This is a genomic window from Streptomyces sp. SID1328, assembly GCF_009865595.1.
Taxonomy (GTDB): Bacteria; Actinomycetota; Actinomycetes; order Streptomycetales; family Streptomycetaceae; genus Streptomyces; species Streptomyces griseoluteus.
This window is the reverse complement of record NZ_WWKH01001082.1, coordinates 1-10,974: the sequence shown is the minus strand read 5'-3', so window position 1 is coordinate 10,974 and position 10,974 is coordinate 1. Positions and strand designations below refer to the sequence as shown.

The 10,974-nt window shown below is 73.0% G+C and carries 10 protein-coding genes and 2 pseudogenes; 4 read left to right on the top strand and 8 right to left on the bottom strand.

What is annotated here, in order from left to right; genetic code table 11:
- The 3 genes and pseudogenes from GT030_RS35070 to GT030_RS35060 form a co-directional block, all read right to left on the bottom strand.
- Positions 1-246, bottom strand: a pseudogene (locus GT030_RS35070) (D-alanyl-D-alanine dipeptidase); the annotation flags it as partial.
- A gap of 53 nt (positions 247-299) precedes the next feature.
- Entirely contained in the window at positions 300-1,040 is a 741-nt protein-coding gene (locus GT030_RS35065; RefSeq protein ID WP_161204522.1) for a class I SAM-dependent methyltransferase, read from the bottom strand.
- 96 nt (positions 1,041-1,136) lie between these two features.
- On the bottom strand, positions 1,137-1,529 hold the full coding sequence (locus tag GT030_RS35060) for a DUF5997 family protein (protein ID WP_161204521.1): 393 nt from the start codon (positions 1,527-1,529) through the stop codon (positions 1,137-1,139).
- A gap of 58 nt (positions 1,530-1,587) precedes the next feature.
- Here GT030_RS35060 and GT030_RS35055 point away from each other — a divergent pair, with 58 nt between their 5' ends.
- Complete coding sequence (locus GT030_RS35055) at positions 1,588-2,334, top strand: LysR family substrate-binding domain-containing protein (protein ID WP_161204520.1); 747 nt, start codon at positions 1,588-1,590, stop codon at positions 2,332-2,334.
- A gap of 4 nt (positions 2,335-2,338) precedes the next feature.
- Here the strand turns inward: GT030_RS35055 and GT030_RS35050 are convergent, their stop codons facing one another.
- A complete protein-coding gene (locus GT030_RS35050) occupies positions 2,339-3,829 on the bottom strand; it encodes an MFS transporter (protein ID WP_161204519.1) in 1,491 nt (496 codons plus the stop codon).
- Between the two features lie 61 nt (positions 3,830-3,890).
- Entirely contained in the window at positions 3,891-4,370 is a 480-nt protein-coding gene (locus GT030_RS35045) for an Lrp/AsnC family transcriptional regulator (protein ID WP_030803612.1), read from the bottom strand.
- 261 nt (positions 4,371-4,631) lie between these two features.
- Here GT030_RS35045 and GT030_RS35040 point away from each other — a divergent pair, with 261 nt between their 5' ends.
- Positions 4,632-6,125, top strand: coding sequence for an FUSC family protein (locus GT030_RS35040; protein ID WP_161204518.1), 1,494 nt, complete (start codon positions 4,632-4,634; stop codon positions 6,123-6,125).
- Between the two features lie 212 nt (positions 6,126-6,337).
- On the opposite strand, the gene GT030_RS35035 is transcribed toward GT030_RS35040, so the two are convergent.
- Positions 6,338-7,258: a hypothetical protein gene (locus GT030_RS35035; RefSeq protein WP_202460953.1), complete on the bottom strand. Its 921-nt coding sequence runs from the start codon at positions 7,256-7,258 to the stop codon at positions 6,338-6,340.
- Between the two features lie 152 nt (positions 7,259-7,410).
- Complete coding sequence (locus GT030_RS35030; RefSeq protein ID WP_237523038.1) at positions 7,411-8,418, bottom strand: BadF/BadG/BcrA/BcrD ATPase family protein; 1,008 nt, start codon at positions 8,416-8,418, stop codon at positions 7,411-7,413.
- 127 nt (positions 8,419-8,545) lie between these two features.
- Here GT030_RS35030 and GT030_RS35025 point away from each other — a divergent pair, with 127 nt between their 5' ends.
- Positions 8,546-9,223, top strand: a complete 678-nt coding sequence (locus GT030_RS35025; RefSeq protein ID WP_161204516.1) for a uracil-DNA glycosylase — start codon at positions 8,546-8,548, stop codon at positions 9,221-9,223.
- A gap of 85 nt (positions 9,224-9,308) precedes the next feature.
- On the opposite strand, the gene GT030_RS35020 is transcribed toward GT030_RS35025, so the two are convergent.
- Positions 9,309-10,394, bottom strand: a complete 1,086-nt coding sequence (locus GT030_RS35020; protein WP_161204515.1) for an exo-alpha-sialidase — start codon at positions 10,392-10,394, stop codon at positions 9,309-9,311.
- A 246-nt stretch (positions 10,395-10,640) separates the two neighbouring features.
- On the opposite strand from GT030_RS35020, the pseudogene GT030_RS35015 reads away from it, so the two are divergent.
- Positions 10,641-10,974 (top strand): annotated as a pseudogene (locus GT030_RS35015) (hypothetical protein); the annotation flags it as partial.

The window sequence follows — 10,974 nt, the reverse complement described above, 5'->3', positions numbered from 1 at the left end:
GGCGGCGGGGCGGGTGAGGACGCAGATCGGCTGGCGGTAGCCGTCGATGCGCTCGCCGACGAAGTTGTGCGGGGTGAAGTAGCGCATCTCCTGGATGATCGTCGGGTCCACCGTGCTCAGCGCCACGAAGTCCTTCGGCGCCTTCGGTTCCGGCGTGGCGCGGGCCGTGGCGGAGGCGGCGGTGACGGTCAGCAGGGCGGCTACGGCGGTGATGACACCGCGTGCGGCGCGGGAGAGTTGTGTCATGCCTCCTGCGTCTATCAGGTGTGGACCATGGCGGGGAAGTACCGGTGACCCGCTCAGAGCGGCTTCCGCCAGACCGAGATGTGGTTGGTCGAGGTGTCCGTGAACGGGGTGCCGGTCCAGTCCGCCACCCGCCGCTCCAGGTCCAGCCCGGCGATGCGGGCCATCAGGTCCAGCTCCGCCGGCCAGGCATAGCGGTGGCGGGAGGCGGAACGGCGGTACCGGCCGTCCTCGCCGTCCTGTGTGAGGTGGTGCGAGACGAGGATCTGTTCCACCAGGTCGAAGGTGTCGAAGCCGATATGGTGCGCCGACACGTCGAACGGCACCGCCACCTGTGTGGGCGGCAGCAGCCGCAGCGGAGGCACCCCCAGCTCGATGACGAAGCGGCCACCGGGCGCCAGATGCCGGGCCGCGTTACGGAAGCACTCCACCTGCTCGTCCTGCGTGAGCAGGTTGGAGATGGTGTTGTAGACGAGGTAGACCAGGCTGAACTCGCCCGGCACCACCGTCGTGGCCATGTCCCCGAGCGTGACCGGCAGCGTCTCCTCGTCCACCTTCCGGCGCAGTACCGCCGCCATGTGCGCGGAGAACTCGATCCCCGCCACCGGTACCCCGCGCTCCCGCAACGGCACCGCCACCCGCCCGGTACCGACGGCGAACTCCAGCGCCCGCCCGGCACCGGCAAGTCCGGCGAGGAAGTCGAGGGTCGGACCGAGCACCTCCGCCGAGGACATCTCCGTCTCCTCCGCGTCGTAGCGCTCGGCACTGGCACGGTCCCACAGCTCGCTGCTCGTCACGGGCGGCCACTCTGCCGGGGGCGGCGGGGGGTTGTCGACGCAATAAACAACGCGGCCGCACCCCAGGGGCGCGGCCGCGTCATCAGCGTGGGAGCGTCAGCTCTCCTTGGCTTCCTTCTTCTCGTGCAGCTTCTTGATGCGCGCGGTCTCCTTGCGGACCTCGGCCTGGGTGGCGCGCTCCTTCTCCAGCCACTCGGGGCTCTCCTCGCGGAGGTCCTCGATCTGGGCGGTGGTCAGGGGCTCGGTGACGCCGCCGCGAGCGAGGCCCGCGATCGAGATGCCGAGGCGGGCCGCGACCACCGGACGGGGGTGGGGGCCGTTCTGACGCAGCTCGCGCAGCCACTCGGGCGGGTTCGTCTGGAGCTCGTTCAGCTCGGCGCGCGAGACCACACCCTCCTGGAAGGCGGCGGGGGTGGCGGGGAGGTACACACCCAGCTTCTTCGCCGCGGTGGCGGGCTTCATCGTCTGGGGGCTCTGCTGCGAACTCATGAGGTCAAGGGTATCGGCCGTGTGCGTGGCAGCCGACCACGGCCGGTAGCCTGGCCTGGTGACAGGCTCGGAAGAATCACCGTCGTTCCGGCTCGCGTACGTCCCCGGAGTGACGCCCGCCAAATGGGTGCGGATCTGGAACGAGCGCCTGCCCGGCACCCCCCTCGTCCTCACCCAGGTCCCCGCCGCCGAGGCGGACGCCCTGCTGCGCGCGGGAGATGCCGACGCGGGCTTCGTACGGCTGCCCGTCGACCGTGACTTCTTCAGCGCGATCCCCCTGTACACCGAGGACACGGTGGTCGTCGTCCCCAAGGACCACGTGATCACCGCGGCCGAGGAGGTCACGCTCGCCGACCTCGCCGACGAGGTGCTCTTCCACCCGCTGGACGACGTCTTCGACTGGGACGCCCCGCCCGGTGAGCCCGGCTTCGAGCGGCCCGCCACCACCCCGGACGCCCTGGAACTGGTCGCGGCCAACGTCGGCCTGCTGATCGTCCCGCAGTCCCTCGCGCGTCTCTACCACCGCAAGGACCTCACCTACCGCACGGTCGTCGACGCCCCGCAGTCCCGGATCGCCCTCGCCTGGCCGGAGGAGGCCACCACCGACCGGGTGGAGGACTTCATCGGCATCGTCCGGGGCCGCACCGTCAACAGCACCCGGGGCCGCGCCACGCCCCCGGAGCCCAAGCAGCAGAAGAAGAAGCCCGCCCAAGGTGCCCCCAAGCAGAAGAGCGGCAAGCCCACCGGGCGGCCCGTGCGCGGGCGCTCCGGCGGACGTCCCGGGAAGCCGCGCCGCAAGTCCTGAGCGCTCACGCCTTGGACGGCGTGCGCTCCGCCGGCTCGGGCGCCGGGCCCTCGCCCATCGGCGGCCCCGGGTGCGCCTGCCGTTCCCACAGGTCGGCGAGGGCCAGCACCAGCGCGACCAGGATGATCCCGACCGCCGTGAGCAGACCCAGTTGCAGCGCCCGCGTGGAGGTGCCGTGGTTGGCCAGGTGGGCGAAGTACACCGCGCCCACGGCCGCGATCCCGGCCGCCGAGCCGATGCGCTGGGCCGTCACCAGGATGCCGCCCGCCGCCCCGGCCCGCCGGACGGGGACACGGGTGAGGGTCAGCGTGGTGTTGGGAGAGATCGTCACCCCGGAGCCCACCCCCGCGAGCAGCAGCGGCAGCGCCGCTGCCCAGGCCGCGCCCGGTCCCTGGACGAGTTGTACGACGCCGATCACGGCGAGCAGGCCCACCGCCACCCCGATCAGGCCGACGACCACCAGCTTGCGGCCGTGCCGCATCACCAGCCGGCCGCCCAGCGCCGCCCCGGCCGCCGAACCGACGGCGAACGGCAGCGACGCCAGACCCGCTGCCAGCGCCCCGTAGCCGAGGCCGTTCTGCAAGTAGAGGGTGTAGACGAAGAACACCGTGGTGAAGCCGCCGAAGTACACCACGTTCAGCAGCACGCCCAGGGTGAAGGAGCGCAGGGAGAACAGCTCGAGGTCGATCAGCGGATCGTTTCCGCGTTTGCCCTGACGGCGCTCCCACCGCCAGAACGCGGCCAGCAGCAGCGCCGCCACCGGCATCAGGGCCCACTTCGTCCGGCCCGTCCACTGCTGCTCCTGCACCAGCGGCAGCATCAGCGCCAGCACACCCGCGCCGAGCAGCAGGACGCCCGTGAGGTCCGCGCCCTCCCGCCGCTTGTCCGCCACCGGGGTACGCGGCAGCAGCCGCAGCGCCGCGCAGAACGCGGCCACGCCGATGGGCAGGTTCACGTAGAACACCCAGCGCCAGCCGTCGTCGACGCCGAACGCCTCAATCAGCAGGCCGCCCGCCGGCGGTCCGACCGCCGTGGAGATGCCGACCACGCTGCCCAGCATGCCGAACGCGCGCGCCCGGTCGGAGCCCTGGAACATCTGCTGGATCAGCCCCGTCGTCTGCGGGGCGACGATGCCCGAGGCCGCGCCCTGCAGCAGCCGGAAGACCACCAGCCAGCCCGAACTCGGCGCCAGCCCGCACGCCACCGAGGTGAGCGTGAACAGCGCGAGCCCGAACAGGAACGCCGCCCGGCGCCCGCGTACGTCGCCGAGCCGGCCCGCCGGGACGAGGGCGAGGCCGAAGGTGAGGGCGTAGCCCGACACCACCCAGGACACGTCGGCCGCGTCGGCGCCGAGGCCGCGTTCCATCGAGGGCAGCGCGACGTTCACGATCGAGCTGTCGAGCAGCGTCATGAAGCCCGCCACGAGGCAGGCCGCGAGCGCCTGCCACCGCCGTCGGTCATCGCCGGCGGCAGGGCGGCTCTGGACTGTAGTCATGGAGTCACGCTATGCAGTGACCCTCACCGCCGCACCACGGGGAACGGGCCCGCGCGGGCGGTCAGGGCTTCGCCGCCGACCGGCCCACCGACTCCACCAGGGGCAGCAGCCGGTACGGCACCCGCTCCCGCAGGGCCACCTCGGTACGGGTGCGCACCACGCCGGGCACGCTGATCAGCTTCTGGATCACGTCCTCCAGATGGGCGTTGTCCCGGCCCACCACCCGCGCCAGCAGGTCCCCGCCGCCGGTGGTGGAGAACGCCTCGACGATCTCCGGAACGGCCGCCAGCGCCTCCCCGACATCGTCCATGTGGCCCTGTGTGACCTCGATGTGCACGAACGCCAGCACGGGGTGGCCGAGCGCGGCGGGGGAGAGGGAGGGGCCCGTGCCGGTGATCACGCCGTCCCGCTCCATCCGGTCCAGCCGGGCCTGGAGGGTGCCCCGCGCGATCCCGAGGAGGCGGGCGTACTCGCGCACGCTGGTGCGCGGCTGCTCCAGCAGCAGGCGCAGGATGCGGGTGTCCAGCTCGTCCACGGCCATCGTGGTTCGGCCTCCTCGCGGTTCGTCGAACAGCGTGACTGTACCAATGGCTCAGTGTCTCCGGGTTCCGGAATGCCGTGCGACCTGGGCCGTTGGTCCGTGGGGTGACTGGAGCAGTGCGGCCTGGTTGGACCAATGGCTCAGCGAAGAGGGAGGCAGTTGAGCCAAACGGACTTGAGGTGCTGTCATAGGGGTGTCGATGGCGCTGCGGATTCCGCGGCGCCTTTTTCGTGCGAACGGCCACTAGGGGGCGGACGAGCAGTGCTGAAGAAGGTGTTCATGGCGCCGGACCCGGGGCGGGTGCGGCTGCGCTTCGCCGCGCGGGCCGTGCTCGGTATCGGGCTTGCCGTCGTGGTGTGCGGGCTCGCGGGGCAGTCGCTGCCCGGCATGGTCGCGGGTGGTCTCGCCGCGCTGCTCGCCCTGTTCACCGTCGCCGATGCCACCGTGCGCGGGCAGGCCGTCACCACGGCGCTGCTTCCCGGGGTGGGCGTGCTGGTACTGGCGGTCGCCGCCGAGCTGCACGCGTATCCGGTCGCGCGTGACCTGGCCTTCCTCGCGGTCGTCGGCGCGGGGGTGTACGCGCGCCGGTGGGGGCCGCGTGGGCACAGCGTCGGGGTGTTCGCCTTCATGATGTTCTTCGTCGGGCAGTTCCTGCACGTCACCCCGGTGCAACTGCCCGAGCTGTACGCCGCCGTCCTGCTGTCCGTGCTCAGCGCTGCCGCGGTGCGCTTCGGGGTCTGGTGTTACGAGCGGGGGCTCCCGGTGCCCACGGTGCCCGCCCCGCCGGGGGGCACGGGGCTGGCCCGCGTGACCACCCGGCAGGCCGCGCAGGCGGTCGCGGGCGCCGGGTTCGCGCTGGTCCTCGGGCAGGTGTTGTCCGGGCAGCGCTGGTACTGGGCCGTCGGGGCGACCTGGTGGGTCTTCGTCAACACCGCCTCGCGCGGGGAAACGCTGGTACGGGGGTTCCGGCGCGTGCTCGGCACCGTGCTCGGGATCGGCCTGGGGCTGCTGGTGGCGCTGCCGGTGGACGGGGCAGTCGTGCCGTCCGTGGCGCTGGTCGCGGTCGCGGTGTTCGGGATCTTCTACTCGGCCGCGGTTTCCTACACCTGGATGATGCTCTGGGTGACCTTGCTGGCCGAGGTTCTGTACGGGCTGCTCGGCGTGCTCACGCCTTCGCTGCTGGCGCTGCGGGTGGCCGAGACGGCTGTCGGGGCGGTGGGGGCGATGCTGGCCGTGCTGGTGGTGCTGCCGGTGACTACGCACGCCACCACCGATGCGTGGATCCAGCGGGCCTTGCGGTGTGTGCACGCGTGCACGGCTGAGGCGGCGGCGCGGCTTGCGGGGTCCGCTACGGCTGACCCCGCTCCGCGGGTGGCCGAGCTGGAGCAGTTGCTCGGGCGGGTGCGGATGTCTGTCGCGCCGTTGGTGCATCCGTTGAATCCGCTGGCGGGGCGTAAGGGGCGGGCCCGGCGGGTGCTGGCGCTTCTGGACGAGTGTGCGCGGGAGGTCCGGGGGCTGGTGGCGGTTGCCGCTGACCCTGAGGCGTCTCACGATGCTCGGCTGGCTGCTGCCTGCTGGCGGGTGGAGGCGGCTGTGGAGGCGCTCACGGAAGGGGGCTCCGAGCCTTTGCACCGGCCCGGTGAGGCTCCGGTGGAGCCTGCGCTGGTCCATTTGCATGGCCTTGAGCACGCCCTGGCTGATCTGGCGGAGCCGCTTCGGGAGGCTGCGGGGGCGGGCCGGCTGGTGGGGGCTTGAGGGTGCGGGTCCCTGGGGCCTGATCGCGCAGTTCCCCGCGCCCTGGGCGGGCTTGAGTGAGGCTTGCTGGGTAGTGCGGGTGGGTTGTGGCTTGTCGCGCGGTTCCCCGCGCCCCCGGGTGGGTCTGGGGGAGGACTGCTGAGTGGTTCAGGCAGCGCGAAGGGCCCGCTCCGGGGTTGCCGGGGCGGGCCCTTCCTGGGTGCTTGGCCTTGTCAGAAGGCCGGGGCGCCCTGGGGCTGCTGGGCGATGCCCAGGGAGGCCGTGTACTTGGCGAGGGCCAGCTTGCCGATGGCCGGGTAGGCGCCGAGGGCCTCGGAGGTGGCGCAGTCGACCTCGGCGGCCGCGGCCGTGAGGAGCGCGGTGTCGATCTCCGGGCCGATCAGGTACGGCGCGAGCGCCAGCTGCTGCGAACCCGAGGCGCGGAGCTGCTCGGCGATGGAGGCGATGGAACCCTCCTGGTCGAGCGCGGCCGCCATCACCGGCACGGCGAGGCGCGCGGCGAGCAGCATGCCCGTGATGCCGGCGGCCTGCACGGCCTCCTCGCCGCCCACCGACGCCAGGATGATGCCGTCGGCCGCGGTCGCCACCGTGAAGAGGCGGGCGCGGTCGGCACGGGCGAGGCCCGCCTCCGACAGCCGCACGTGCAGCCCCTCCGCGAGCAGCGGGTGCGGGCCGAGGACGTCGGTCAGCTCGGCGGCGACCCGGCTGTCCATCACGGCCTGGCGGGTCTGCCGCAGCAGGGCGTTGTCGGGACCGGCCAGCAGCGGCACGACCACGGCCACCGGCCCGTCCGGCGCCTTCGCGTCGGAACCGGCGGCGACGGCCTGCTCGTGGCGGGCCGTGCGCTGCTCGGCGGCGCGCGCCAGGACGGCGCTCAGGGTCGGGAATTCGTCGTCGTCCCCGTCCAGGTATCCGATCCGCGCGTCGAGGCCGGGCAGCTCGGAGCGGGCGATGCTCACGACCTCCTCGGCGAGGCTGCGCGTGGCGGCGCTGGGCGCACCGGGCACCGCGAGGACGAACGCGGGCGCGTCCTCGGGAGCCACCAGCGGCTCCGGACGGCGGTGCCGTCCGGGCTGGCGGGGTCGCGGCATTCGTACTGGCAGGCCGGACTCGGGTCCAGTGGGGGAGCTCATGGCGCCGCATGTTACTGGTTTCCCGAGCGCCCCTGTTCGGGGAGGGTGCAGGTGAGCGGTATCCGTCCGCTTTTGTCGGATGAGTTGCGTACATGGGGCGGCTGATCCGGTCCCGTATCGGGTAGTTGAGGGATCGGTGGGATGGATTTCCCTTATGTCGCTCTCTTGTGTGCGCCCGATACGCACAGCAGACGGGGGTCCTCGGGCCAGATGGCGTCTCCGGCCGCGAGTGCGGCCGCGAGCCGGGACGAACCGTGCAGAGGATCGCCCTGGGGTGCGGTCTGCCGGGCGTGGGGTGCCTGTTGCGCCAACTCGTCCCGCAGGAAGGAGAGAAGCGGCTCCCCCAACTTCAAGAGCCCACCCGTCCAGGCGACTTCGGGCTCACCGGACCTTGGGCACACGGCGGCGACGGACTCGGCCATGTGGCGGGCGGCCGCGCGCAGGATGCCGGTGGCCACGGGGTCGTGCGGGGCGCAGGCGGCGACCTCGGGGGCGAAGGAGGCGAGTACGGCGGCTCGGTCGGGGCGGGGGTAGATCAGACCGGGCAGCTCCGGCGGCTGCCCGAACCGCTCCCGCGCGCGCTCCAGCAGCGGTCCGGAGCCGCCCGCGCGGCCGTCGAACGCCCGTAGCGCCGCCTCCAGGCCGGCCCGTCCGATCCAGGCGCCGCCGCCACAGTCGCCCAGCAGGTGGCCCCAGCCGTCCGCGCGGCGCCAGGTGGTCAGGTCCGTGCCGATGGCGATCAGGCCGGTGCCGGCCGCGAGTACGGCGCCCGGACGGGGTCCGAGGGCGCCGATGTAGGCGGTGACCGCGTCTGCGGCCAGGGCCACGGTCCGTACTCCCAGCGCGCGGGTCAGCGCGTCCGGCAACTCGGCGCGGAGGGCGTCGCCCAGAGTGGCGAAGCCGGCGGCGCCGATCACGGCCGTGGTCAGCTCGTCCACACCGGCCTCGGCCGCGACGGCGCGCGCCAACGGCAGTACCAGTTCCAGCAGATGGGCCGGGTCGATGCCCCGCTCCCCGGTCCGTACCGGCTGTCCGGACCTGGCCTCCACCGGGGGCGCTCCGTCGTACGCCCCTACGGCCACGCGCAGGCCGGAGCCTCCGGAGTCGACCGCGAGGTAACCGGGAGCGGCCGGGTGAACCGCCTTGCCCTCTGCGAACAACGGGATCCCCTCCTCCTCGCCGGAGCGCGCGTACGACGGAGGCAGGGTAGCGGGGGAGGGGGCGTACGCGGGGGCTGATCCACAGCCGTTCGGGTGATGTCGGTGGTGGCCACTAGAGTGACTTGACGTGGCACGACGACCGTTGAACGAACTTGTAGAGGCCGGCTGGGCGAAGGCCCTGGACCCGGTGGCCGACCGCATCACGGCCATGGGGGACTTCCTGCGTGCCGAGGTGGCGGCGGGGCGGACCTATCTGCCGTCCGGGGCGAATGTCCTGCGGGCCTTCCAGCAGCCCTTCGACGATGTGCGGGTCCTGATCGTGGGTCAGGACCCGTATCCCACGCCGGGCATGGCGATCGGGCTGAGCTTCGCGGTGGCGCCGGAGGTGCGGTCGCTGCCGGGCAGCCTGGAGAACATATACCGGGAGCTGAACACCGACCTGGGCCTGCCCCGGCCCTCCAACGGTGACCTGACCCCGTGGACCTCGCAGGGTGTCCTGCTGCTCAACAGGGCCCTCACCACCGCGCCCCGCAAGCCCGGCGCCCATCGCGGCAAGGGCTGGGAGGAGGTCACCGAGCAGGCCATCCGCGCGCTCGCCGCCCGCGGCAAGCCCCTGGTCTCCATCCTCTGGGGCCGCGACGCCCGCAATCTCCGCCCCCTCCTCGGCGACTACCCGGCCATCGAGTCCGCCCACCCCTCACCCATGTCGGCCGACCGCGGCTTCTTCGGCTCCCGTCCGTTCAGCCGGGCCAACGAACTGCTGGCGAACCAGGGCGCGGAGCCGGTGGACTGGCGCCTGCCGTAGGGCGCGCCGCGAGGTGGGCCGAGCTACCCGCATCGGCCCACCGGGCTTGGTCAAGCCTGGCGCCCGCCCGCAGCGGACGAGCTCCTCAGCCCACCACCGCCGCCCGTACGCACAGCACATCCGGCAGATGGGACGCCAACTGCTCCCACGTGTCCCCGTCGTCCGCGGAGGCGAACACCTCGCCGTTCCGGTTGCCGAAGTACACGCCCGCCGGGTCCGCGTCGTCGGTGCAGAGGGCGTCGCGGAGGACGGTGCCGTAGTGGTCGTCCTGGGGGAGGCCCTGCGAGAGGGGTTCCCAGGACTTGCCCGCGTCGGGGGTGCGGAAGACCCGGCAGCGGTGCTCGGCGGGGACGCGGTCGGAGTCGGCGTTGATGGGGAAGACGTAGGCCGTGCCGCCCCGGTGCGGGTGCGCGGCGACGGCGAAGCCGAAGGTCGAGGGGAGGCCCTCGCCGATGTCGGTCCAGTGGGCGCCCGAGTCGTCGCTGCGGTAGACGCCCCAGTGGTTCTGGAGATAGAGGCGGTCGGGGTCGTCAGCGTCCCGGGCGACCTTGTGCACGCACTGGCCGAACTCCGGGTCGGGGTCGGGCAGGAACGCGGCGGAGACCCCTGAGTTCGACGGGGCCCAGCTCTCGCCGCCGTCCGTCGTACGGAAGACTCCGGCCGTGGAGACCGCCACCGTCACCGCCCGCGGATCGCGGGCGTCGGTCAGCACCGTGTGCAGCCCCTCCCCGCCGCCGCCCGGCACCCACTGCGAGCGGGTCGGGTGCTCCCACAGCGGGCGTACCAGCGCGAAGCTCTCGCCACGGTCCTCGGAGCGGTACAGCGCGGCCGGTTCGGTACCCGCGTACACCACGTCCGGCTCGGCGGCGGCCGGGTGGAGTTGCCAGACGCGTTCCAGTGAGGCGCCGGTGTCCTTGGGGAACCTGACGGCGGGCTGGGCCGGCTCGGTCCAGGTGCGGCCCAGGTCGTCGGAGTGGAACACCGACGGGCCCCAGTGCGCGCTGTCGCCGCTGGCCAGCAGGCGGGGTGTGTCACCACGGGTGTCGATGGCGACCGCGTAGACCGCCTGGGCGTTGAAGCGGGGGCCGTCGTCGAACTCCCAGGCGCCGCCGCGCCGTCGGCCGATGAACAGGCCCTTGCGGGTTCCCACGGCGAGCAGTACCTCGGTCATGACGACCACCTCCGGGACCTCGTTGTCCACTGTGCCGCATCGGTGTCGGACGCGGCGTCTGCTGATTCCGCCCAGTCTGCACCCCGCCACTGACAGTGACCCTGAGCAACGGGCGTCAGGTGTCCGTATCGGAGGGAGGTCCGGACTTTCGGTGCGCTCGGGAGGAGGCTGGCCTTGGAGGTGTTCCGTGGTCCGCGTCGGTGGCTCTGGCGGTGGCGGAGGAATCCACTGCGGCGCCGTGCCGACGTGGTGGAGGGGTGGGTACTGGTGGGCGCCTGGCTGCTGACCCTGCTGGCCGGGACGGTCGCGGGGTTCATGGCCGCGCGGACGGTCGAGCGCGACCTCGCCCAGGAACGGGCCGCCACGCATCCGATGGCCGCCTACGTCGTCGCGCACGCCCCCGGCCGCTCCGGCGCCCGCGGCTCCACCGGCGAACGCGTCTGGGCGGAGGTCCGCTGGACCGCCCCCGACGGCGCACTTCGCACCGGCCAGGTCCGCGTCACGCCAGGCGCGGCAACGGGCGCCCCGGTCGCCATCTGGACCGACGATCACGGCCGCCTGGCCAACCGCCCCGCCACCC

Coding starts and splice junctions, on each gene's coding strand:
- GT030_RS35060 (WP_161204521.1), bottom strand. CDS start 1,529: ATGAGTTCGCAGCAGAGCCCCCAGACGATGAAGCCCGCCACCGCGGCG.
- GT030_RS35050 (WP_161204519.1), bottom strand. CDS start 3,829: ATGACTACAGTCCAGAGCCGCCCTGCCGCCGGCGATGACCGACGGCGG.
- GT030_RS35045 (WP_030803612.1), bottom strand. CDS start 4,370: ATGGCCGTGGACGAGCTGGACACCCGCATCCTGCGCCTGCTGCTGGAG.
- GT030_RS35035 (WP_202460953.1), bottom strand. CDS start 7,258: ATGAGCTCCCCCACTGGACCCGAGTCCGGCCTGCCAGTACGAATGCCG.
- GT030_RS35020 (WP_161204515.1), bottom strand. CDS start 10,394: ATGACCGAGGTACTGCTCGCCGTGGGAACCCGCAAGGGCCTGTTCATC.